Annotated in this window: 21 protein-coding genes; 9 read left to right on the forward strand and 12 right to left on the reverse strand. The window is 69.3% G+C overall.

Annotation, left to right across the window (positions count from 1 at the left end):
* From deoA to PV762_RS18595, 8 genes are all read right to left on the reverse strand, one after another.
* The gene (deoA, locus tag PV762_RS18560; RefSeq protein ID WP_421036648.1) at positions 1-1,320 is read right to left on the reverse strand and encodes a thymidine phosphorylase; all 1,320 of its coding nucleotides are present in this window, start codon (positions 1,318-1,320) and stop codon (positions 1-3) included.
* A gap of 88 nt (positions 1,321-1,408) precedes the next feature.
* On the reverse strand, positions 1,409-2,173 hold the full coding sequence (gene deoC / locus PV762_RS18565; RefSeq protein ID WP_421036479.1) for a deoxyribose-phosphate aldolase: 765 nt from the start codon (positions 2,171-2,173) through the stop codon (positions 1,409-1,411).
* Between the two features lie 131 nt (positions 2,174-2,304).
* Positions 2,305-3,162, reverse strand: a complete 858-nt coding sequence (locus PV762_RS18570; RefSeq protein WP_421036480.1) for a purine-nucleoside phosphorylase — start codon at positions 3,160-3,162, stop codon at positions 2,305-2,307.
* A gap of 68 nt (positions 3,163-3,230) precedes the next feature.
* Positions 3,231-3,692: a cytidine deaminase gene (gene cdd / locus PV762_RS18575; RefSeq protein WP_421036481.1), complete on the reverse strand. Its 462-nt coding sequence runs from the start codon at positions 3,690-3,692 to the stop codon at positions 3,231-3,233.
* Positions 3,692-4,657 carry an ABC transporter permease gene (locus PV762_RS18580; protein ID WP_421036482.1) on the reverse strand — a complete coding sequence of 322 codons (966 nt, stop codon included), beginning with the start codon at positions 4,655-4,657 and terminating at the stop codon, positions 3,692-3,694. The genes cdd and PV762_RS18580 overlap by 1 nt, the downstream gene beginning before the upstream one ends.
* The gene (locus PV762_RS18585; RefSeq protein ID WP_421036483.1) at positions 4,650-5,783 is read right to left on the reverse strand and encodes an ABC transporter permease; all 1,134 of its coding nucleotides are present in this window, start codon (positions 5,781-5,783) and stop codon (positions 4,650-4,652) included. The genes PV762_RS18580 and PV762_RS18585 overlap by 8 nt, the downstream gene beginning before the upstream one ends.
* Entirely contained in the window at positions 5,780-7,375 is a 1,596-nt protein-coding gene (locus PV762_RS18590; protein ID WP_421036484.1) for an ABC transporter ATP-binding protein, read from the reverse strand. Before PV762_RS18590 ends, PV762_RS18585 begins: the two co-directional genes overlap by 4 nt.
* 25 nt (positions 7,376-7,400) lie before the next feature.
* Positions 7,401-8,402 carry a BMP family lipoprotein gene (locus tag PV762_RS18595; protein WP_421036649.1) on the reverse strand — a complete coding sequence of 334 codons (1,002 nt, stop codon included), beginning with the start codon at positions 8,400-8,402 and terminating at the stop codon, positions 7,401-7,403.
* A gap of 414 nt (positions 8,403-8,816) precedes the next feature.
* On the opposite strand from PV762_RS18595, the gene PV762_RS18600 reads away from it, so the two are divergent.
* The 5 genes from PV762_RS18600 to PV762_RS18620 all read left to right on the forward strand — a co-directional run bounded on the left by PV762_RS18600 (position 8,817) and on the right by PV762_RS18620 (position 14,179).
* Complete coding sequence (locus tag PV762_RS18600; protein ID WP_421036485.1) at positions 8,817-9,107, forward strand: FeoA family protein; 291 nt, start codon at positions 8,817-8,819, stop codon at positions 9,105-9,107.
* A complete protein-coding gene (gene feoB / locus PV762_RS18605; protein WP_421036486.1) occupies positions 9,100-10,962 on the forward strand; it encodes a ferrous iron transporter B in 1,863 nt (620 codons plus the stop codon). Before PV762_RS18600 ends, feoB begins: the two co-directional genes overlap by 8 nt.
* 139 nt (positions 10,963-11,101) lie before the next feature.
* A complete protein-coding gene (locus tag PV762_RS18610; protein WP_421036487.1) occupies positions 11,102-12,994 on the forward strand; it encodes a DUF885 domain-containing protein in 1,893 nt (630 codons plus the stop codon).
* Positions 12,991-13,239, forward strand: coding sequence for a SlyX family protein (locus PV762_RS18615; protein ID WP_421036488.1), 249 nt, complete (start codon positions 12,991-12,993; stop codon positions 13,237-13,239). The genes PV762_RS18610 and PV762_RS18615 overlap by 4 nt, the downstream gene beginning before the upstream one ends.
* A 202-nt stretch (positions 13,240-13,441) precedes the next feature.
* Positions 13,442-14,179 (forward strand): hypothetical protein, encoded by a 738-nt coding sequence (locus tag PV762_RS18620; protein ID WP_421036489.1) that lies wholly within the window; start codon positions 13,442-13,444, stop codon positions 14,177-14,179.
* A 28-nt stretch (positions 14,180-14,207) separates the two neighbouring features.
* Here PV762_RS18620 and PV762_RS18625 read toward each other — a convergent pair whose 3' ends face one another.
* Entirely contained in the window at positions 14,208-14,918 is a 711-nt protein-coding gene (locus tag PV762_RS18625; RefSeq protein ID WP_421036490.1) for a glutathione S-transferase N-terminal domain-containing protein, read from the reverse strand.
* Between the two features lie 160 nt (positions 14,919-15,078).
* Positions 15,079-15,759, reverse strand: a complete 681-nt coding sequence (gene lepB, locus PV762_RS18630) for a signal peptidase I (protein WP_421036491.1) — start codon at positions 15,757-15,759, stop codon at positions 15,079-15,081.
* Positions 15,760-15,939: 180 nt separating this feature from the next.
* On the opposite strand from lepB, the gene PV762_RS18635 reads away from it, so the two are divergent.
* The 3 genes from PV762_RS18635 to PV762_RS18645 all read left to right on the forward strand — a co-directional run bounded on the left by PV762_RS18635 (position 15,940) and on the right by PV762_RS18645 (position 19,409).
* Positions 15,940-16,305 carry a DUF2946 family protein gene (locus PV762_RS18635; protein ID WP_421036492.1) on the forward strand — a complete coding sequence of 122 codons (366 nt, stop codon included), beginning with the start codon at positions 15,940-15,942 and terminating at the stop codon, positions 16,303-16,305.
* 147 nt (positions 16,306-16,452) lie between these two features.
* Positions 16,453-18,636, forward strand: coding sequence for a TonB-dependent receptor (locus PV762_RS18640; protein ID WP_421036493.1), 2,184 nt, complete (start codon positions 16,453-16,455; stop codon positions 18,634-18,636).
* A 101-nt stretch (positions 18,637-18,737) separates the two neighbouring features.
* Entirely contained in the window at positions 18,738-19,409 is a 672-nt protein-coding gene (locus PV762_RS18645) for a class I SAM-dependent methyltransferase (protein WP_421036494.1), read from the forward strand.
* Between the two features lie 4 nt (positions 19,410-19,413).
* Here PV762_RS18645 and PV762_RS18650 read toward each other — a convergent pair whose 3' ends face one another.
* Both PV762_RS18650 and PV762_RS18655 read right to left on the reverse strand, forming a co-directional pair.
* A complete protein-coding gene (locus PV762_RS18650) occupies positions 19,414-20,337 on the reverse strand; it encodes an SRPBCC domain-containing protein (protein WP_421036495.1) in 924 nt (307 codons plus the stop codon).
* A gap of 241 nt (positions 20,338-20,578) precedes the next feature.
* Positions 20,579-21,103 (reverse strand): DinB family protein, encoded by a 525-nt coding sequence (locus tag PV762_RS18655; RefSeq protein WP_421036496.1) that lies wholly within the window; start codon positions 21,101-21,103, stop codon positions 20,579-20,581.
* A 225-nt stretch (positions 21,104-21,328) separates the two neighbouring features.
* On the opposite strand from PV762_RS18655, the gene PV762_RS18660 reads away from it, so the two are divergent.
* Positions 21,329-21,823 (forward strand): MarR family winged helix-turn-helix transcriptional regulator, encoded by a 495-nt coding sequence (locus tag PV762_RS18660; protein ID WP_421036497.1) that lies wholly within the window; start codon positions 21,329-21,331, stop codon positions 21,821-21,823.
* Positions 21,824-21,862 lie beyond the last annotated feature (39 nt).

Raw genomic sequence — 21,862 nt, forward strand, 5'->3', positions numbered from 1 at the left:
TCAGCCCAGTTCCGCCATGACGAGCGGCGTCGGCGCCCAGGACGGCGCGTCGCCGACGGTGATGGCGGCGAGCACCTGCGCGCTGGCGCGATCGGCCGAGGCCTCGTCGGCGGCATGCACGAAGGCGATCGGATCGCCGGCCGCGACGACGTCGCCGAGCTGCGCGAAGCGGTCGAGGCCCACGCGCATGTCGAGCGCGTCGCCCGGCAGGCGCCGGCCGCCGCCGAGTTCGACGATGACGAGCCCGAGCGCGCGGGTGTCCATGCCGACGATGCGGCCTGCGCGCGCTGCCGCGATGGGGCGCACGACGGGCGCCGACGCCAGACGCGCCTCGGGCTTCTCCAGCAGATCGGCCGGGCCGCCGAGCGCGGCGACCATCTTCGCGAAGCGTTCCGCCGCCGCGCCGCTGTCCAGCGCGGCCTGCAGCTTCACGCGCGCCGACGCCGTGTCGGGCGCGAGTCCGCCCAGCACCAGCATCTCGGCGCACAGGGCCAGCGTGAGTTCATGGGTGCGGGCCTCGCGCGGGCGGCGACCGGTCAGGTAGTCGATGGCGCCGCGCACTTCCAGCGCGTTGCCGACCTCGTGCCCCAGCACCTGGTTCATGTCGGTGATCAGCGCCCGCGTGCGCAGGCCGGCGCCGCCGGCCACGTCCACGATGCTCTGCGCGAGCTCGCGTCCGAATTCCGGCGTCGCCGCGAACGCGCCGTTGCCGCACTTGATGTCCATCGCCAGGCCCTGCAGACCGGCGGCGAGCTTCTTCGACAGGATGCTTGCGGTGATCAGCGGCACGCTTTCCACCGTCGCGGTGATGTCGCGCACCGCGTAGAAGCGCTTGTCCGCCGGTGCCAGATCGCTGGTCTGGCCGATGACGGCGCAACCCAGCGTGCGCACGATGCGGTCGAAGTCGGCCGGCGCCGGCGTCGTCGTGTAGCCGGGGATCGCTTCGAGCTTGTCGACGGTCCCGCCGGTGTGCCCCAGTCCGCGTCCCGCGATCATCGGCACGTAGCCGCCGCAGGCCGCCACCATGGGCGCGATCATCAGGCTCAGCTTGTCGCCGACGCCGCCGCTCGAATGCTTGTCGAGCACCGGCCCCGGCATGTCCGGCCAACTCAGCACCCGGCCGCTGTTCATCATGGCGCGCGTCAGCGCCACGGCCTCGTCGCGCCCCATGCCCTTGAGGAACACCGCCATGCCGAGCGACGCCACCTGGCCTTCGCTCCAGCTGCCGTCCACCAGGCCGCGCACGAAGTGCTGGATCTGGGTCTCGTCCAAGGCGCGCCCCTCGCGCTTGGTTCGAATGATTTCCTGAGCCAGCATGATCGCCGCGTCCCTTGGTATGTTGTCGTCATGCGCCCGCCCCTCGTCCATCGGGGCGGGTCGTCGCGGCTTGCGCTCGTCGCGCGCTGCTTCAGTAGGCGGCGCTGACCGCCGCGCTGTCCTGGCCGGCCAGGACCGCCTCGATGTCGCCCAGCAGACCGCTCGCGCCGAAGCGCAGGCGTTGCGGCGTCAGGGCGGCGGCGCCGAGCGCCTCGGCGGCCAGCTGCAGATAGACGCGGGCGTCGACCACCGAGCGGATGCCGCCCGAGGCCTTGAAGCCCGCGTTGCCCAGGCCGCTGCCGGCGATCTCGCGCAGCATGGTCGCGGCCGCTTCGGGCGTCGCCGACACCTTGGTCTTGCCGGTGCTCGTCTTGACGAAGTCCGCCCCCGCCATCAGCGCCTGGCGCGTGGCCTCGGCGATGCGCGCGGTCGAACCGAGTTCGCCCGATTCGATGATCACCTTGAGCGTCAGCGGCCGCGTCGCGTGCCGGACCTCGGACAGGAATTCACCGACCTCGGTCGACTGCCCCGCCATCAGCGCGCGGTACGGCAGCACGACGTCCACCTCCTGCGCGCCGGCCTGCGCGATCGCGTCGATCTCCGCCAGCACGCGCGGCAGATCCAGGCTGCCGTCGGGGAAGTTGGCGACCGCGGCGACGCGGATGTCCTTGGGCAGCGCGGCGCGCGCCTGCGCGACGAACGTCGGCCACACGCACACGGCGGCGACATGACCACGGCCCTCCGCGCCGATCGCGCGCTGGCACAGGGCCTCGATGTCGGCGGCGGTGTCGCCGTCGTTCAGGCTCGTCAGGTCCAGGCATTGCAGCGCCAGGCGCGCCGCTTGTTCGAGACTCATCTCCGACTTCATCGACTACTCCCTACTGCTCATTCACAAACGGCCGGCCCGGCAGTCCGCCGGACCGCGGCGATCTGCCTCCGGCGGTCGGACGACCGGGGTCCGTCGCCCCGATCTTGCACCGACGGGGCTCAGGCCTTCAGCGATGCCAGCGTCGCCAGCGAGGCCAAGTAGTGGCCCAGGTAGGCCGCCGCGCGGTCGCCCGAGACCTTGGCCTGCTGCAGCGTCAGCGCATGCGTCAACGCTTCGTCGGACATGCCCGCGGCCATGTTCGTGATCAGCGCCAGGCCGGCGACGCGCAGACCGGCGTGACGCGCCAGGATGGTCTCCGGCACGGTGCTCATGCCGACCGCGTCCGCCCCCCAGGCCGCGAACATGCGGATCTCCGCCGGCGTCTCGAAGTGCGGCCCGACGGCCCACACGTACACGCCTTCGGTGAGCACCATGTTGTGCTCGCGGGCGATCCTGAAGCCCTGCTGGCGCAGCTCCGCGTCGTAGGCGACGCTCATGTCGCAGAAGCGGTCGCTGCCCGGCAGGCCCGTCAGCGGCGAGCGCTGCGGCGCGTTGATGTGGTCCGAGATCAGCATCAGGCTGCCCGGGGGCTGGTGCGAGCGCAGGCTGCCCGACGCGTTCGTCAGCACCAGCACCTTCACGCCCCAGGCCTTCAGGCTGCGGATCGCGCCGGCCATGCCGGTGCAGTCGCCGCTCTCGTAGGTGTGGGCCCGGCCGCGCAGCATCGCCACGCGTTGCTGGCCGACGCGGCCCACGGCGATCTCGGCCACGTGGCCTTCGACCTTGGGCTGCGGGAAGGCCGGCAGCTGCGCATACGGCAGGTGCTGCACGTCCTGCAGCTGGTCGACGGCGCCGGACCAGCCGGAGCCCAGCACGACGGCCACTTCGGGGCCTTGCTCGCCGAAGGTCGACTTCAGCGTGGCGATGCTGGCGGTGATGGCGGCGTCTAGCGCGGCGCCTTGCAGGGGGATGGACATGTTCGTTCTCCTGTCGCGGCCAGGCGGCCGCGTCGTGTCGATATCGATGTCGACGTGACTGTCGACGTTCAGGGCTTCAGGTGATCCGGACCGAAGCTGGCGGGCAGCAGCTGCTCCAGGGTCCAGTGGGCGCGCACGCCGGAGGCGTCGCCCGCGATCACGATGAGGTCGTCGGGCCGCGCGAACTCGCGCAGCTTCTGGCGGCAGCCGCCGCAGGGGGTGATGATTTCCGAGCCCGCGCCGGTGACCATCACCGCGCGCGCCACGCGGCCGCCGCCCATGATCATGTGGCCCAGCGCGTTGGTCTCCGCGCACCAGCCTTGCGGGTAGGCGGCGTTCTCGATGTTGCAGCCGGCATGGATGCGACCATGCTCGTCGAGCACCGCGGCGCCGACGAAGTACTTCGAATACGGCGCGTGCGAATGCTGGCGCGCGGCCAGCGCGGCCTCGAGCAGCCGCTCGATGACCTCGGCGGGCAGCGGGATCGCCGCGATCAGGTCGGCTTGGGAATCCTGGGACGACGCCATCATCAGCGCTCCTTCACGTAGGGCTTGCTGAGCGCCTTGGGCGCGATCGCCTGGCCGATGAAGCCGGCCAGCAGCACCACCGTCAGGATGTAGGGCAGCGCCTGGATCAGCTGCACCGGCACTTCGCCGATGCCCGGCAGCGAGACGCCCTGCAGGCGGATCGCGACGGCGTCCAGGAAGCCGAACAGCAGGCAGGCGCACAGCGTGGGCACCGGCTTCCACTTGCCGAAGATCATCGCGGCCAGCGCGATGAAGCCGCGGCCGGCGGTCATGTTCGGGGAGAAGGAGGCGTTCTGCGCCAGCGTCAGGTAGGCGCCGCCCAGGCCGCACAGGACGCCGTTGAGCGCCAGCGCGGTGTAGCGCAGCCGCGGCACGGACACGCCGGCCGCGTCGACCATCGCCGGGTTCTCGCCGACCGCGCGCAGGCGCAGGCCGGGGCGCGTGCGCTCCAGGAAGAACCACACGACGACCACCAGCAGGAAGGCCAGGTAGACCAGCGCGTTGTGGCTCAGCAGGCCGTGGCCGACGACGGAAGCGAACCAGCTGCCGGGCGTGGGCTCGGCCCACTGCGGCAGCAGGCCGGTGATGCGCTGTTCCGCGCCGATCGGCGGCGTCTGGCCGCCCTGCGCGAACCACGCGATGCCCAGCACCACGGTCAGGCCGGCGGCCACCATGTTCAGCGCGACGCCGGAGACGACCTGGTCGCCGCGGTGCGTGACCGTCGCGAAACCGTGGACCATCGACATCGCGATGGCCACGACGATCGCGGCGAGCAGGCCCAGCGTCGTCGAGTGCGACACGCTGGCCACCGCCGCCGCGGCGAAGGCGGCGGAGAGCATCTTGCCTTCCAGGCCGATGTCGACCACGCCGGAGCGCTCCGACAGCAGGCCGGCGAGCGCGGCGAACAGCAGCGGCGTGGTGACGCGCAGCGTCGACGCCAGCACGGAGCCGATCAGGACCTCATCCATGGGACTTCCCTTCCGCGGCGCGCTGCTTGCGCGCGAACGCGCCGTAGAGCTTCGCGAACATCGGCGCGCTCACCATCGCCATCGCGCCGGCGAACAGGACGATGAGGCCCTGCACCGTCACGACCATCTCGCGGCTGAAGCCGGGGACCTCGAACGACACCTCGACACCGCCCTGGTACAGCGTGCCGAACAGCAGCGAGGCCAGCACGATGCCGACCGGATGGTTGCGGCCCATGAGCGCGACGGCGATGCCGGTGAAGCCCGCGCCGGCGACGAAGTCCAGCGTCAGCTTGCCCTGCACGCCGGCGATCTCGTTGACGCCGACCAGCCCGGCCAGCGCGCCGGACAGCCCCATCGCGGCCAGCACCTGCCAGCGCGGCCGGATGCCCGCGTAGTGGGCGGCGCTCGGGTTCGAGCCGACCGCGCGCAGCACGTAGCCGGCGCGGCTCTTCCACAGGAACCACCAGACGAAGACGCAGGCCGCGACGGCCAGCAGGATCGACAGGTTCAGCGGCGAGGACGGCCATTCGACGCCGAACTTCGCCAGCAGCTCATGGACCGCCGGCATGCGCGCCGAGTCGGCGAAGGCGTCGCTCTCGACCGACATGGAGCCGTTCGGGCGCAGCCAGTTCACGAGCAGGTAGCCGTTGAGGCTGGCCGCCAGGAAGTTGAACATGATGGTCGTGATGACCACGTGGCTGCCGCGCCAGGCCTGCAGGTAGCCGGGCACCGCGGCCCAGACCATGCCGAACAGCGCCGCCGCGACGATCGCCAGCGGGATCATCAGGACGCCGGGCAGCCTGGCGCCCAGCCACAGCGACACCAGCGCCACGCCGATGCCGCCCAGCGTCGCCTGCCCTTCTCCGCCGATGTTGAACAGGCCGCCGTGGAAGGCGACCGCCACCGCCAGGCCGGTGAAGATGAAGGTGGTCGTGTAGTAGAGCGTGTAGCCGAGGCCGCGCGCGCTGCCCAGCGCGCCGTCCAGCAGCACCGTCAGCGCCTGCATCGGGCTGGCGCCGATCAGCAGCACCACGCCGCCGGCCACCGCCAGCGCGATCAGCAGGTTCCACAGCGGCAGGAGGATCAGGTCCATCCAGCGCGGCATCTGCAAGGCTTGGGCGCTCATGGGGCGGTCGCCGCGACGGCGGTCTTCTCGTGATTCGGGGAGGCGGACATCAGCAGGCCCAGGTTCTTCTCGCTGCACTCGTCGATGGCGAGTTCGCCGGTGATGCGGCCGGCGTTCATGACGATCACGCGATCGGCCAGCGCCAGGATCTCGTCGAGCTCGCTGGAGACGACGAGGATCGCGCAACCGGCGTCGCGCAGGCGACGCAGCTGGTTGTGGATGAATTCGATCGCGCCGATGTCGACGCCGCGCGTCGGCTGGCCGACCAGCAGCACGACCGGGCTCTGCCCGATCTCGCGCGCCAGGATCAGCTTCTGCTGGTTGCCGCCGGAGAACTTCGACGAGCCCAGCTCCGCGTTGCGCGGTCGGACGTCGAAGCGCTCCATCATCTCCGCGGTCTGCGCGCGCAGGTGGCGCTGGTTCATGCCCAGGCCCATCGGGCCGGCGCGGTAGGCGTCCTGCTCGTGATAGCCGAGCGCGGCCGTTTCCCATGCGGGGAAGTCCAGCACCATGCCGAGCGCGTGACGGTCCTCGGGCACGTGCGCGAGCTTGAGCTCACGCGCCGTGCGCGGATCCATCCACGAGGTCGGGCGGAAGTCGCGGCCCGCGACGTGCAGCGTGCCGGCATCCGGCGCGCGCATGCCGGCCAGGACTTCCAGCAGCTCGCTCTGGCCGTTGCCGGACACGCCGGCCACGCCGACGATCTCGCCCGGACGCAGGACCAGCGTCGCGTTGCTGAGCAGGTGGACACCGGAGCCGCTGTCGCCGGCGACGGTCAGGCCTTCGGCCTTCAGCACCGGCGCGCCGGACGACGCCTTCGCGCCGGCATCGTCACGGCCCAGGTTGACCTTGCGGCCGACCATGCTCTCGGCCAGGTCCTCGGGACTGGTGTCGCCGATCGCGCAGGTCTTGATCACGGCGCCCGCGCGCATCACGGTCACGGCGTCGCACAGGGCCATCACCTCGCGCAGCTTGTGCGTGATCAGGAGGATGGTGGTGCCGCGCTCGCGCAGGCGACGCAGGACCTCGAACAGCTGGTCGGTCTCCTGCGGCGTCAGCACCGCGGTGGGCTCGTCCAGGATCAGGATCTTCGCGCCGCGGTACAGCGCCTTCAGGATCTCCAGCCGCTGCATCTCGCCGACCGGCAGGTCCGCCACCGTCGCGTCCAGGCGCACCGTCAGGCCGGTGTCGCGCATCAGCGCTTCCAGCTCCTGACGCACCTGGCGCTTCGCGCGTGAGAGGAAGAAGGCGGGCTCGGCGCCCAGCATCACGTTGTCCAGCGCGGACAGCGTGTCCACCAGCATGAAGTGCTGATGCACCATCCCGATGCCCAGCGCGATGGCCTGCTGCGAGTTGGCGATGGTGACGCGCTGGCCGTCGACCTCGATGTGGCCCTCGTCGGCGTGGTAGTAGCCGTAGAGGATCGCCATCAGCGTGCTCTTGCCGGCGCCGTTCTCGCCGACCAGGCCGTGCACGGTGCCGCGCTCGACGGCCAGGCTCACCGCCCGGTTGGCCAGCACCGCGCCGAAGCGCTTGGAGATCTCGCACAGACGGACCGCGGGCGCGGCGCCGCCGCGTGGGGACTGTGTCATGTCAGGAAGACTCGCTCGCGAGGGGTCAGTTCTTGCAGGCGTTGTCCGCCATGTAGTCCGCAACCTTGATCTTGCCGGCGATGATGTCGGCCTTGTACGCGTCCAGCTTGCTCTTGATCGCGGGGGCGATCAGCTTGGCGTTGTTCGCGTCGACGGCGTACTCGACGCCGCCCTCCTTCAGACCCAGCACGCTGATGCCGGGCTTCCATTCCTTGAGCACGTTGTAGACGGCGACGTCCACGCGCTTGACCATGGAGCTCAGCATGGTGCCGGGCTGGAGGTGGTTCTGGTTGCTGTCGACGCCGATGGCCAGCTTGCCGGCGTCCTTCGCGGCTTGATAGACGCCGACACCGGTGCCGCCGGCCGCGGCGAAGACCACGTCCACGCCCTTGGCGAACTGCGCCTTGGCCAGCTCGCCGCCGCGGGTCGGATCGTTCCAGGCCGACGCGGTCGTGCCGGTCATGTTCTTGAAGACCTCGGCCTTCGGATTGGCGGCCTTGACGCCCTGCTCATAACCGCATTCGAACTTGCGGATCAGCGGGATGTCCATGCCGCCCACGAAGCCGACCTTGCCGGTCTTGCTGGTCAGCGCGGCCAGCGCGCCGACGAGGAAGCTGCCTTCCTGTTCCTTGAACAGCACCGACTGCACGTTGGGCTGGTTGACCTTCTCGTCGATGATGACGAACTTGGTCTTGGGGAAGTCCTTGGCCACCTGGTTCAGCGCCGAGGCCTGGGCGAAGCCCACCGAGATGATGGGGCTGGCGCCGCGCTCAGCCATGCGGCGGATCGCCTGCACGCGCTGGGTCTCGTTGCTGATCTCGAACTCGAGATACTTGCCGCCCGTGTCCTTCTTCCACTGCTCGACGCCGCGGTACGCGGCCTCGTTGAACGACTTGTCGAACTTGCCGCCCATGTCGAAGATCACCGCCGGGGTGGTCTGCGCGGCCGCCGCGCCGCCCGCCACAGCCAACGACAGGCCGGCGGCGATCGAGAGGACAGTCTTGGAGAGCGACAGGGAGAACTTCATCATTTGCGGTCTCGATGCGAAGGGTGAGGAGCAGCCGGGCATTCTAAGAAGGCGCGAGTGTAAGCCACGTCAAGGTAAACGCTAAACGTTTGCGGGGCCGGGAAATCAGGAGGTGGATCACTGCTCGAAGGCGGTGCGCGGCGGGTGGAATGCAGCTCGCCCTACCCCGCTCCGCCAAGCGCGGGCGCTCCGCGACGCAGGGGGCATCGCGTGCGCGAACCCCCAGCATCACTCCGGCCCCACACCCGCTCGCTGACTTCGCCCCCCTCGAGGATCCGCTGGTTGGGCGAATTGCAGTCCGCCCTCGGGTTCACCGAACCTTCACCTCGGTTCTGCGAAGGAAGTTGAGAATCACTATCATTTAGAATCTTTCGCTTCGCAAGCCCGCAGGCTCCTCCCCGAGATCCCTACGACATGAGCGCCGTTCTCCAAGCCCCCACCCTCGCGCAGGCCGTCATCGGCCAGGCGCACCGCGTCAAGGCGTTGCAAGCCCCGGCCCATGCGCCGGAATGGAAACAGATGCTGGAGGAACTGGGATTCGTCGCCGGTGAACACGTCGCCGTGCTCGCCCGCGCCCTGCCAGGCGCCGATCCGCTGGTGGTGCGCATCGGCCAGTCGACCTTCGCGCTGCGCCGCGCCGAGGCGGAATGCGTGGAGCTCGAAGGCGCCGCGTCCGGCGAACCGTCGGGAGCCGCCCGTGCGTGAGTCCGTCGTCCACATCCATCCGTCCGGGCCGCTGCTGGCGCTGGTCGGCAATCCGAACTGCGGCAAGACCGCCCTGTTCAACCGCCTGACCGGCAGCCGCCAGAAGGTCGCCAACTACGCCGGCGTGACCGTCGAGCGCAAGGAAGGCCGCCTCAAGACCGCCGCCGGCAAGCTGCTGCGCGTGCTGGACCTGCCGGGCACCTATTCGCTGTATCCGCGCTCGCCGGACGAGCGCGTCACCGTCGACGTGCTGGCCGGACGCGCGCAGGGCGAGAAGCGCCCCGACCTGATCGTCTGCGTGCTGGACGCGACCAATCTGCGCCGCAACCTGCGGCTGTTCCTGTCGGTGCAGCGCCAGGGCCTGCCCTGCGTGGTCGCGCTGAACATGGCCGACCTGGCGCAGCGTCGCGGCATCAACGTGGACACGCAGAAGCTGAGCACGCTGCTGGGCGTGCCGGTGATCCGCACGGTGGCCACGGACGGCGAGGGGATCGACGACCTGCGCGCATTGCTGGACCAGCCCGAGCGCTGGCGCACGGATGCCGTCACCGCGGAAGGCGAGGACACCGCGCGCATCAACCACATCCTGAAGGCACTGGGCCTCGACTCGCTGCAGGGCGAGCTGCCCAGCGACAAGGTCGACCGCTTCGTGCTGCATCCGGTGCTGGGACCGATCCTGCTGGCGGTGCTGCTGTTCTTCCTGTTCCAGGCGGTGTTCGCCTGGGCCGAGGCGCCGATGGGCTGGATCGAGGCCGGCACCGGCTGGCTCGGCGAACAGGCCGGCGCGCTGCTGCCCGAGGGCCATCTGCGCAGCCTGGTCGTGGACGGGCTGATCGCGGGCGTCGGCGGCGTGCTGGTGTTCCTGCCGCAGATCCTGATCCTCTTCTTCTTCATCCTGCTGCTGGAAGAGTCCGGCTACCTGCCGCGCGCGGCCTTCCTGCTGGATCGGCTGATGGGCTCGGTGGGCCTGTCGGGCCGCAGCTTCATCCCGCTGCTGTCGAGCTTCGCCTGCGCGATCCCCGGGATCATGGCGACGCGGTCGATCGCGAGTCCGCGCGACCGGCTGGTGACCATCCTGATCGCGCCGCTGATGACCTGCTCGGCGCGGCTGCCGGTGTACGCGCTGCTGATCGGCGCCTTCATCCCGCAGCGCGAGCTGTGGGGCGGCATCGAGCTGCAAGGACTGGTGCTGTTCGTCCTCTACTTCGCCGGCATCATCGCGGCGATGGCCGTGGCCTGGGTGCTGAAGCGCTTCACCAACGCCGGCCGCACGGTGCGTCCGCTGATGATGGAGCTGCCCAGCTACCACTGGCCGCATGCGCGCAACGTCGCGATCGGACTGCTGCAGCGCGCGGAGATCTTCATCAAGCGCGTGGGCGGGATCATCCTGGCGCTGACGCTGCTGCTGTGGGTGCTGTCGACCTTCCCCGGCGCGCCCGAAGGCGCGACCGGTCCGGCCATCGAGTACAGCTTCGCGGGCTACCTGGGCCGCGGGCTGGCGACGATCTTCGAGCCCATCGGCTTCAACTGGCAGATCAGCCTGGCGCTGGTGCCGGGCATGGCGGCGCGCGAGATCGCGGTCAGCGCGCTGGGCACGGTGTACTCGCTGTCGGCCACCGGCGACGAGGCCGCTCAGGCGCTGACGCCGCTGATCGCCTCCACCTGGGGCCTGCCGACGGCGTTCTCGCTGCTGGCGTGGTTCGTGTTCGCGCCGCAGTGCCTGTCGACGATCGCGGCGGTCAAGCGCGAGACCGGCGGCTACAAGATCCCGGCGATCATGCTGGCCTATCTGTTCGTGCTGGCGTATGTGGCGTCGTGGCTGACCTTCCATGTCAGCCGGTGGTTGCTGACGTGACCTCGACCTGACGCCGGAAACGGCATCGACACACAAGGGCGCCGTTCGCATCGACCGGCGCCCTTTTCATTGCCTCGACACCTTCTTTGCTTTCGGCACGGGTGTCGCGGCGGGGCCGCCAAAGTTATGCTCGCGCCCCATGACGAATCGCCCCACCCGCCTCACCCACCTCACCCTGTCGGCGCTGGCCGTGGCCGCGCTGACCACCGTCGGCGCGCTGTCCGCCGGCACGGCCTTCGCCGCCCCCGCCAGCGACACCCCCAAGCCGACGCGCGCCGTCATCAAGCTCGACCCCGACCAGACCCTGGACGCCGACACCCGCTTCCAGCGCCTGGCCAACGACTACATCGAGGCGCTCTGGCGCCTGGACCCGGATGCCGCCATCGGTGCGGGCCGTTATGAATTCGCCGCAGAGCTGCCGGCGCCGGACCGCGCGATGCGCGCCCGCTCGCTGAGTTTCGCGACCGACTGGCTCAAGCGCTTCGAGGCGGTCGACGTGAAGACACTGAGCCCGGCCTCGCGCACCGACCTCGGTCAACTGCTCAACAAACTGCGCAGCGACCGTTTCCAGCTGACCGAGCTGCGCGAGTACGAGTGGAATCCGTCCTTCCTCAACATCGCGGGTCCGATCGACTACATCCTCGCCACGGACTACGCGCCGCTGCCGGTGCGGCTGAAGACGATCTCGGCGCGACTGGCGCTGGTGCCGGCCTACTACCGCGCCGGCGCGTCGCTGCTGAAGCAGCCGACGCTGGAGCACACGCAGCTCGCCATCGACCAGGCGCCGGGCGTGCTCAGCGTGCTGGAGGAAGTGGCCAAGGCCGCGCAGGGTCCGGACGCCGCGTCGCTGACCGAGGCCGAGCGCAAGCAGCTCGCCGATCGCATCGCCGGCGCGAAGACCGCCGTGGAGGGCTACCGCGCGCAACTCGCGCAACTGCTGGCCGAGGGCAAGGCCACCGGCAAGGCGCGCGGCTTCCGCCTGGGCAAGGCGCTGTACGAGCAGAAGTTCGGCTACGACATCCAGTCGGTGCATTCCGCCGAGCAGATGTACCAGCGCGCGTTGAAGGCGCGCGAGGCGCTGCTGGCGCAGATGGCGCAGATCTCCGACCAGCTGTGGACGCGGACGATGGGCGACGCGCCCAAGCCGGAGGACCGTTTCGCCCGCATCGGCGCGGTGATCGGCAAGCTCAGCGAGCAGCACGTCAAGCGCGAGGACTTCGTGAAGGAGATCCGCGCGCAGATCCCGCAGCTGGAGCGCTGGATCACCGAGCACGACCTGCTGACGCAGGACGCGAGCAAGCCGCTGATCGTGCGCGAGACGCCGGTCTACCAGCGCGGCGTGGCCGGCGCCGGCATCGAGGCGCCCGGCCCCTACCGGCCGCAGGATCGCACCTACTACAACGTCACGCCGCTGGACGACCTGACCCCGGAACAGGCGGAGAGCTCGCTGCGCGAGTACAACCACTGGATCCTGCAGATCCTCAACATCCATGAGGCGGTGCCCGGTCATTACACGCAGCTGGTGCACGCGAACAAGTCGCCGTCGCTGGTGAAGACGCTGTTCGGCAACGGCGCGATGGTCGAGGGCTGGGCGGTCTACGGCGAGCGGATGATGCTGGAGTCCGGCTACGGCGGGAACGCGCCGGAGATGTGGCTGATGTGGGGCAAGTGGAACCTTCGCAGCGTCACCAACACGATCCTGGACTACAACGTGCACGTGCTCGGCATGACCGAGGCGCAGGCGCTGGACCTGCTGCAGCGCCAGGCCTTCCAGACCGAGCGCGAGGCGCGCGAGAAGTGGCGCCGGGTGCAGCTGACCTCGGTGCAGCTGACGAGCTACTTCAGCGGCTACAGCGACATCATGGAGCTGCGCGAGCAGCGCAAGCAGGCGCTGGGCAAAAACTTCAGGCTGAAGGACTTCAACGAGCAGTTCCTGAGCTACGGGAACGCGCCGGTGTCGGTGATCTCCGAGCTGATGTCGCAGCCGGCGGCGAAGGCGGCGGCCAAGGCGTCGGTGAAGGCGGCGCCATGAGCGAGGTCCCGGGCGACGGCGAAAGAGCCGAGGAGCTCCGCGTGCTGGAGTCGCGCGTCACGGAGCTGGAGATCAAGGCCAGCTTCGCCGAGGACCTCGTCGATCATCTGAACGCGCAGGTCGCGAAACAGCAGGAGCAGATCGACGCGCTGGTGCGCGAGGTCCTGCAGTTGCGCCGCCAGGTGCCCGAGGGACGCGGCGACGGCACCGGCGGGCTGCGGGACGAGTTGCCGCCGCACTACTGAGCGGCGCTGCGCAGCAGCGCGGGCGGCGTCGACCGGCGCCCTCCCGCCGCGGACGCTCCCCTCTCGACGGAGTGTCCCTCCGCCGATGTCCGTGAAAGGACGAAAGTCAGGTGCGAGGGAACGGCGATCGGCGCAGCATCGCCGAGTGCGATGCTGAGGTCCCGCCGGATGTTCGGTCGGACGGCGCGCGATGGAGCTTTCCATGTTCGAGAAGATCAAGCCGGGCCACGTCCTCCGTTTCAACGGCACGGACCCGGGCAACATCGTCCCGCCGGCCGCCACGGCCGTGGGCAACGACATCACCGCCGAAACCCTCTGGACCGCTCAATCGGCACTGGGTCGCGTCGACGTGCTCTCGCATCCGACCGGCCCGCTCGCCGACATGGCCGCCGAAGTAGCCAGGAAGCTGCGCCCCGGCATCAGCTTGACACGTCTGGCGAGCTACTCCGACATCGCCAGGGAGCACTCCTCGCAGAACCGCTTCATCGGGGCCGCCCTGTGCGACTTCGTCGGCTACGTCGACGGCCGCAGCAACTACATCGCCACGGATCGTGCCGTCATCAGCAAGGATTTCAGCGGTTGCCTGATGGTGAGCTACGTGGTCGGCGGCCAGCGCCGCGTGGCGCATTCGGCGGCCAGTCAGGATCCCGCGCGCGACTGCAAACAGGCCTTCCTGACCACGCTGCGAGGACTGAACGCCCAGCAACTGATCTGGTTCAAGCCCTACACCAATGACGAAGCCGCAGGCTTCATCCAACGCTTCGCGGTGGCGCGCGCGCACGTGAACGGCAACGTCAATCGCATGACGACCTTCGGTGTCGTCACGCCGACCGGCGAGGCCTACGCGATCGAGGCGTTCAAGCCGCTCGCGGCGGTTCAGAACGACTGGATAGTCACCGCCGTGCGGCGCCCGCAGATCCGCACATCCTGGACGGTGTAAACGCCCGACGGTGCGGGCCTGCGCGGGATCACGCCGCGGGACGCGCCGGAATGTTCAGCCCGCGCTTGACCGCGTCGCGCGCGACGAACGCGTCCAGCACGCGCTGCACGTTCTTGAATTCGCTGAAACCGACGAGGTCGCCCGCGCCGTAGAAGCCCACCAAGTTGTTGACCCAGGGCCAGATGGCGATGTCGGCGATCGTGTACTCGTCGCCCATGATCCAGCCGCGGCCGGTCAGGCGCTGCTCGAGCACACCCAGCAAGCGCCTGGATTCGTTGAGGTAGCGATCACGCGGACGCTTGTCCTCGTAGTCCTTGCCGGCGAACTTGTGGAAGAAGCCGACCTGGCCGAACATCGGCCCGATGCCGCCCATCTGGAACATCACCCACTGCAGCGTCTCATAGCGGCGCGCCGGGTCTTGCGGGATCAGCTTCCCCGTCTTCTCCGCGAGGTAGACCAGGATGGCGCCCGACTCGAACAGCGGCAGCGGCTGACCGCCGGGGCCGTCGGGATCGATGATCGCCGGGATCTTGTTGTTCGGGTTCAGCGACAGGAACTCGGGCGTGAGCTGGTCGTCGGTCTGGAAGCTGACCAGGTGCGGCTCGTAGGCCAGGCCCAGTTCTTCCAGCGCGATCGACACCTTCACGCCGTTGGGCGTCGGCAGCGAGTACAGCTGCAGGCGCTCGGGGTGCTGCGCGGGCCACTTCTTCGTGATGGGGAAGCTGGACAGGTCCGTCATGGGGGTACCGTCGGAATGTTGTGAAGGCGCCGGGACGCACCGCGGAGGTGTCGGCAAGGCGTGGATGAACGTGAGCGATGAACGTCAGCGACGGACCATTCTCTGCGGGCTCGGAGAGACCTTGCGGGGGACGGGTCAATGGGAATCGTGCAGCGTGCGCTCAGCGCAGCGGCGCCGCGAACCGGCCCCAGCGCGGCGCCCAATGGGCGGTGATGTCGGCCGAGACCAGCACGCGATGCGCCTGTCCGATGATCAAGCGCCGCGGCACGAGTCCGATGAAGCGCGAGTCCTCGCTGTTGTCGCGGTTGTCGCCCATCATGAAGAACTGGTCGGCCGGCACCACGAGGGGACCGAAATCGCGCCGCGCGCGGACGTCCGGCAGGAACTGCACGACGCGGCGCTGGCCGCCCCACTGCTCGACCTCGCGGACGCCGCGGACCGCGATGCCCGGCGCGACCGCCTCGGCGACCTCCTCCACCGGCACGTACGCCGCCGGCTGGCCGTTGAGGATCAGCCGGTCGGCGCGCAGCTCGACCGTATCGCCGGGCACCGCGACGATGCGCTTGATCAGCCGCGTGCCGTCGCGCGGCGAGCCGAAGGTGACCACGTCGCCCCGCTGCGGCTCGCCGACGCGGCGCAGCGAGATGTCGGTCAGCGGGAGCTTCCAGTCGTAGGCGACGCGCTCGACGAAGACGACGTCGCCTTCGAGGATGGTCGGCCGCATCGATCCGCTGGGGACCGGGTTCCAGTCCGCGATCGCGGTGCGGAAGAACAGGAAACCGACGAGGAACAGCAGGAAGCTGCGGTTCTCGCGGAACCAGGCGGCGACAGGGATCTTCATGGGAACGCTCCAGGGTCGGACGTCGAGGCGCCAGTGTGGCCAGCCGCCCCGCCGCCTGGTAACCGCGTGCGGCGAGTGGCGGGAATCCGCGCCTGAGTGGCGGCTCGCCCCGCCGTGACGACAGGTTCGCGACAGCCTGACGTCTGGCGGGACGCCTTCCGACCTTCATAATCCCGCGCCATGCGCAAGCATCTCCTGCACTTGCTGCTCCCGCTGTTCATGCTGCTGTCGCAGCAGGGCGCGGTGTGGCATGGCATCGGTCATCTGACCGGTGCGCGGGGGCATGGGCCTGCGACCGCCACGGCGACCGCCTCGGTCCAGGCCGGGCGCGACGACGTCGCCCACGCCGATCCGGACGACCTGTCCGCCGATCAGCTGTGCGAGGTCTGCCTGGCCTTCGACGACCTCGCCGCCTCGGCCCGCGCCGAAGCGCCGGTGCTCGCGCTGGCCGAAGCCGTCCACGTCCAGGCGGCCGTCATCGAGCGCGTCACGCGCTCGCTGCCCGCGCCGCCGCCGCGCAGCCGCAGCCCGCCCCTGGCGATCTGAACCCGACCTCCTCACCGCAGCGCCGACCGGCCGCGCCTGAACGCTTCGAACGCCCCAGTTCCTGAAGCTTCCGGCGACCGGACAACGACCACCCGGCCTCATCGGCCGGCCTGCGCTCGACCGAATTCAGATTGCCAGAGATCCACCATGACCCACCCTCCCCTGCGCGTGCTCGCGCTGTCCCTGTCGCTCGCCTATCCGCTGCTGCTCGCGCTGCCGGCGCGCGCCGACGACACGGCCGCCTCGTCGGCACCTGCTGCGACCAGCACCGTTGAAGCCCCGACCGCCGCCGGCGGCGCCGCGCTCCCCACCGTCCAGGTCCAGGGCGCGCGCAGCCGCCTCGACGCGGCGCGCAACGGCCTGTCGCCCGACACCGGCAGCACGATCTACAAGTTCGACAAGAACGACATCGCCCGTCTGCCGCAAGGCGACGACACCCCGCTGAACCAGGTGTTGCTGCAGACGCCGGGCGTCGTGCAGGACTCCTACGGCGGCCTGCACGTGCGCGGCGACCATGCCAACCTGCAGTACCGCATCAACGGCGTCGTCATCCCGGAGGCCATCAGCGGCTTCGGACAGACGCTGGAGACGCGCTTCGCCGACAGCATCAGCCTGCTGACTGGCGCGCTCCCCGCGCAATACGGCTACCGGACCGCCGGCATCGTGGACATCACCACCAAAGGCGTGGGCGACGACGACAAGCCCTTCGCCGGCAGCGCCGGCATCACGCTGAGCACGCAGCGCTCGCGCGAGCTCGACCTGTCGGTGCACGGCACGCAGGGTCGGCTGAGCTACGAGTTCAGCGGCTCCTTCCTCGGCAACGACCTGGGCATCGAAAACCCGACCGCCTCGCGCGACGCGCTGCACGACCGCACGCATCAGGGCAAGGGCTTCGGGCTGGTGTCCTACCTACTCGACGACGACAGTCGCATCACCGCGATGGCCGGCGTCACCGACAACCGCTTCCAGATCCCGAACTCGCCGGGGCAGTCGACCGCCTTCACCCTCGACGGCACGCCGGACAAGGACTCCAGCACGCTGGACGCGCACCAGCGCGAGCGCAACCGCTTCGCCGTCGTCAGCTACCAGAGCGTGATCGGCAAGGACATCGACTACCAGGTGTCGCTGTTCCACCGCTACACCGACGTCCACTACACGCCGGACACGACGGGCGACCTGCAGTACCTGGGCGTCGCCGCCAACATCCTGCGCCGCAACGAGGCCAACGGCGTGCAGGCCGATGCCAGCTACCGCCTGGACAGCGCCCACACCATCCGCACCGGCCTCTTCGCGCAGCGCGAGCACGCCAGCACCGTCAACAACGCGCTGGTCTTCCCGGCCGACGACGACGGCAACCAGACCAGCGGCACGCCGGTGAGCATCTCCGACGGCGGCCGCCTGAGCGGCCTCCTGTGGGGCGCCTACCTGCAGGACGAATGGAAGCTGGACCGCACGCTGACGCTGAACTACGGCGCGCGTTACGACGAGGTCGACACCGTCACGAAGGAACATCAGCTAAGCCCGCGCATCGGCCTGGTCTGGGACGCGGCGCCGACGGTGCGGCTGCATGCGGGCTACGCGCGCTACTTCACGCCGCCGCCGACCGAGAAGATCGACACCACCTCGGTGGCGGCCTTCGCCGGCACGACCAATGCGCTGCCGACGGACGCGGACACGGCGGTGCGCTCGGAGCGTTCCAACTACTACGACGCCGGCGCCGCCTGGCAGGTCACGCCCAAGCTGACGCTGGGCATCGACGGCTACTACCGCGCGGTGCAGCACCTGCAGGACGAGGGCCAGTTCGGCAACGCGCTGATCTACTCGGCCTTCAACTACGCGAAGGGCCGCATCTACGGCGTCGACCTGTCGGCGAGCTACAAGGAGAAGACCTGGTCCGCATACGCCAACCTCGGCACCACGCACGCCCGCGCGCAGCAGGTGGAGACGGGCCAGTTCAACTTCGAGCAGGACGAGCTGGACTTCATCGCCAACCACTGGGTGCACCTGGACCACGAGCAGAAGCTGAGCGCCTCGGCCGGCGTCAACGTGCGGCTGGACGACGGCTACGCGGTCGGCGCGAGCGCGCTGTTCGGCAGCGGCCTGCGCAACGGCTTCGCCAACACCACGCACCTGCCCTCGTACACCAGCGTCAACGCGGACGTGAGCAAGAAGTTCGACCTCGGCGGCGGCGGTCCGGTGGAGGCGCGCCTGTCGGTGCTCAACCTCTTCGACAAGGGCTACCAGCTGCGTGACGGCTCGGGCATCGGCGTCGGCGCCCCGCAGTACGGCCAACGCCGCACGGTCTACGTGAGCCTGACGAAGGAGTTCTGACCTTCGCTTGGCGGGAAACCGTGCGTCGTCCTGTCGCCTGTATCGGGCGAAGGTGGGGCGACGCACGGCGGAAAGATCGGGGGCGAGGTAGGCTGCTCTGCATGAATGCCCCGCCCCCAGATCTGCCTGCATCCGATGAACCGAACGAAGCGCCCGAGGCCGCCTCGGACGTCTGGGACCGCCGCTACGCCGCCCAGCCCTTGAGCCAGGATGAGGCCTGGCTGAGCGGCTGGCAGCATCGCCTGCCCGGCGTGCGCCGCGCGTTGGACATCGGCTGCGGCGACGGCTGGGAGACTGCTGCGCTCCTGGAGCTGGGCGTCGACGTCACCGGCATCGACATCTCCGCCGAGGCGCTGGCGAGGTGCCGGCGGCAGTCGCCGGCGGCCAGGCATGTGCTGGCCGACGTCCGCGCGATGCCCATGCTGGCCGACAGCGAATTCGACCTGGCTGTCGCGCAGCTCTCGCTGCATTACTTCGACCACGACGACACGCAGCGTGCGCTGTGCGAGATCGCCCGCGTGCTCGGGCCGGGCGGCCGGCTGATCGGCTGCGTCAACGCCGAAGACGACTGGCATTACGGCGCGCCGGACGACGCGTCCTCATGGACACTGACAGTCGTCGACGGCGTCGCCAAGCAGTTCTTCACCCGCGAAAAGATCGAGGACGTGCTCGCCGCGTGCTTCGAAATCGAGCACCTCGACAAGCGATCGCTGAACCGCTACGGCAAGCCGAAGTCGGTGTGGGAGTTCTTCTGCACAAAGAAGCCGGAGTGAATCCTCAGCCCTCGCTGCGGCGCTTGTACAGCGTCAGCAGCCCGTCGACGAAGTCGCGCCCGAGGAAGTCGGCGACCGGCACCGCATAGACGTTGATGCTCGATGTGACGCGGTAATGGGCCTCGATGTCCAACCGCGTGTGGGTCGCATCGAGGGGCGTCAACGAGAACCGCGTCTCGCCGAGATCGAAGTAGCGCCCGCCGATGACGACGTGATCGTCCATCGTGCCGGGCGGGAAGGAATCCGGCGAAAACTCGTAGCGCCACGCGATCCGCCGATCCTCGACGCGCTCCGTGACCCGACCGAGGAAATGGACGCCGCGCTCCCAGCGCGATTCCCGGACCTCGCCTTGCGGCGTCGCACGGTTGACGCCTTCGACGGGTCGCGGCACCCCGATGAGGTGGATCCAGGTGCGCGGGAACTCCTCACGCCGGATGTCCCGCGCCGCGACGATCTCCGACCACACCCGCGCCGGGGCCGCCTCGACGACCACGGAACGATCGATGCGCTGCCACTGCTCGACGGTCAACGGGCCTTCCACCACGGTGAACAGCAGCGGCAGCGTCGCCAGCGCGCCGGCCTTCAGCCTGCCCACCCGCGTCGTCTTCAGGACCAGGTTCATCAACAGGCCGCCGACCGACGCCAGGACGAGGAACACCGGCGACAGGATCACGACGCAGATGCCGCCTTCCAGCAAGGTCAGGATGGCGCCGACCATCATCAGCGCCGTCGCGCCCCACGGCACGAACGCCGCCTCCATCCACGTGGGCCCCCGACGGCCCGGCGCGGCCCGCATCACGTACACGGTGATCGCGCCAAGCACCACCGGCGTCATCAGCACGAAGCCGGTGCTCATCACGAAGCCGGTGTCCGACGAGAAGTTCAGCCACGGCGACACGAACGTCAGACCGCCAAACGCCAGACGCATCACCAGTCCATAGATCGCTCCCGCGAGCACGGGCACGTAGACAGCACGCGCCCTCCCCTTCGGTTTGCGGACGGTCGCGCCTGACCCAGTGCCCGCCTCCTCTCGTGGTGTCCCATCCCCGTCGTTCATCAACGACTCCCTCTCTCGATCTCTATTGTTTCGGCTTCGGTAAAAGTGCCTTACCCGCCGCCGCGATTGTGACGGCGGTCCTGATGGTCGATCGATGTCGCGAGGACTGAACTCACGCCACCGGCAGCACGCGCCGATCCGGCTCCGCGATGTGCAGGAAGCGCGTGAGCGTGTCCGGCGGGGAGCTCCCGCCCGCTTCCACCAGCATGCGACCGATGGCGCCGCGGTGGTAGGTCCCGTGCGTGATGACGTGCAGGAGCATCTCCTCGCGCGTCATCCCCCCGGCCTGACCATCGGTGAACGTGAATTGGATGGCTTCCGACAACTGCTCCGGCGGCAGGCCGGCGACGTACCGGACGTACCAGGCGTCCGTTTCCTTGACGGCGGCCAGCAGCGCTTCCAGCGTCGGCGTTTCCGTCGTGTTCGCCGCCGCATAGCCGTGGACCTGGCCCGTCAGATGCGCGGCAAAGATGCGGTCGACGACCAGCATGTGATTCATCGTCCGGATCGCGCCTTGCCATCGTTCACCGGGAGCGCCGTCGTCGACCTTGCGCCAGACCTTGTCCATCTCCGCATTGGCCCAGGCCTTGTAGCCAAAGAGCGAAACGAGGAGAGACGCGCGCGTCGTGTTCACCATCGAGGGACCTCATCAACCGTTGTCGGTGCCCGCAGTATTGCCATCCTGCCTTTCCCGACGGAACGGCGAGGACATGCAATGGACCGTTAACGGTTCAGAAACGGCGCGCGTGCGCGGTTAGCAGACGACTGCGCGCACTACACCCTGCAACCGCGATGCCCCTCCCGCCGGCCCGGCCAACAATTTCGCTTGCAATTCATTCGCACACTAATTAAAGTTCACCCCATGGCACGCACCACCACCCCCAAGCAGCAGACGGCGACCGGCACCGACGCCAACGCCGTCTGCCCGCCGCTGGAGATCGATCAACAGCTCTGCTTCGCGATCTACTCGACGATGCTGGGGCTGAACAAGGTCTACCGCGAACTGCTGAAGGACCTGGAGCTGACCTACCCCCAGTACCTCGTGATGCTGGTGCTCTGGGAACGCGACGGCCTGACGGTCGGCGAGATCGCGCAACGCGTGTTCCTCGACTCCCCCACCGTGACCCCGCTGCTCAAGCGCCTGGAAGCCGCCGGCCTGGTCAGCCGGGACCGTTCGCCGCAGGACGAACGCCAGGTGCTGATCACGCTGACCGCCGCCGGCCGCGCGCTGCGCAAGCGCTCCACCCATCTGCCGCAGTGCATCGTGGATGCGTCGGACTCGGACCTGTCCGAACTGATCGAACTCCGCGATCGCCTGCTCGTGCTGCGCGAACGCATGGCCCGCAAGGCCGGCTGAACGCCTCATCGACGAATCCGCATGACCTGCCCCTTCTTC

This window comes from Mitsuaria sp. CC2, from assembly GCF_048957715.1.
Lineage (GTDB): Bacteria > Pseudomonadota > Gammaproteobacteria > Burkholderiales > Burkholderiaceae_C > Roseateles.

Bases quoted from the DNA above. Each gene is read 5' to 3' on its own strand.
- PV762_RS18655 (WP_421036496.1), bottom strand. From the start codon at position 21,103: ATGGTGAACACGACGCGCGCGTCTCTCCTCGTTTCGCTCTTTGGCTAC.
- PV762_RS18595 (WP_421036649.1), bottom strand. From the start codon at position 8,402: ATGAAGTTCTCCCTGTCGCTCTCCAAGACTGTCCTCTCGATCGCCGCC.
- PV762_RS18645 (WP_421036494.1), top strand. From the start codon at position 18,738: ATGAATGCCCCGCCCCCAGATCTGCCTGCATCCGATGAACCGAACGAA.
- lepB (WP_421036491.1), bottom strand. From the start codon at position 15,759: ATGAAGATCCCTGTCGCCGCCTGGTTCCGCGAGAACCGCAGCTTCCTG.
- PV762_RS18660 (WP_421036497.1), top strand. From the start codon at position 21,329: ATGGCACGCACCACCACCCCCAAGCAGCAGACGGCGACCGGCACCGAC.
- PV762_RS18580 (WP_421036482.1), bottom strand. From the start codon at position 4,657: ATGGATGAGGTCCTGATCGGCTCCGTGCTGGCGTCGACGCTGCGCGTC.
- deoC (WP_421036479.1), bottom strand. From the start codon at position 2,173: ATGAGTCTCGAACAAGCGGCGCGCCTGGCGCTGCAATGCCTGGACCTG.
- PV762_RS18610 (WP_421036487.1), top strand. From the start codon at position 11,102: ATGACGAATCGCCCCACCCGCCTCACCCACCTCACCCTGTCGGCGCTG.
- PV762_RS18600 (WP_421036485.1), top strand. From the start codon at position 8,817: ATGAGCGCCGTTCTCCAAGCCCCCACCCTCGCGCAGGCCGTCATCGGC.
- PV762_RS18635 (WP_421036492.1), top strand. From the start codon at position 15,940: ATGCGCAAGCATCTCCTGCACTTGCTGCTCCCGCTGTTCATGCTGCTG.
- PV762_RS18590 (WP_421036484.1), bottom strand. From the start codon at position 7,375: ATGACACAGTCCCCACGCGGCGGCGCCGCGCCCGCGGTCCGTCTGTGC.
- PV762_RS18570 (WP_421036480.1), bottom strand. From the start codon at position 3,162: ATGTCCATCCCCCTGCAAGGCGCCGCGCTAGACGCCGCCATCACCGCC.
- PV762_RS18585 (WP_421036483.1), bottom strand. From the start codon at position 5,783: ATGAGCGCCCAAGCCTTGCAGATGCCGCGCTGGATGGACCTGATCCTC.
- PV762_RS18640 (WP_421036493.1), top strand. From the start codon at position 16,453: ATGACCCACCCTCCCCTGCGCGTGCTCGCGCTGTCCCTGTCGCTCGCC.
- PV762_RS18615 (WP_421036488.1), top strand. From the start codon at position 12,991: ATGAGCGAGGTCCCGGGCGACGGCGAAAGAGCCGAGGAGCTCCGCGTG.
- PV762_RS18620 (WP_421036489.1), top strand. From the start codon at position 13,442: ATGTTCGAGAAGATCAAGCCGGGCCACGTCCTCCGTTTCAACGGCACG.
- PV762_RS18625 (WP_421036490.1), bottom strand. From the start codon at position 14,918: ATGACGGACCTGTCCAGCTTCCCCATCACGAAGAAGTGGCCCGCGCAG.
- cdd (WP_421036481.1), bottom strand. From the start codon at position 3,692: ATGATGGCGTCGTCCCAGGATTCCCAAGCCGACCTGATCGCGGCGATC.
- PV762_RS18650 (WP_421036495.1), bottom strand. From the start codon at position 20,337: ATGCGTCTGGCGTTTGGCGGTCTGACGTTCGTGTCGCCGTGGCTGAAC.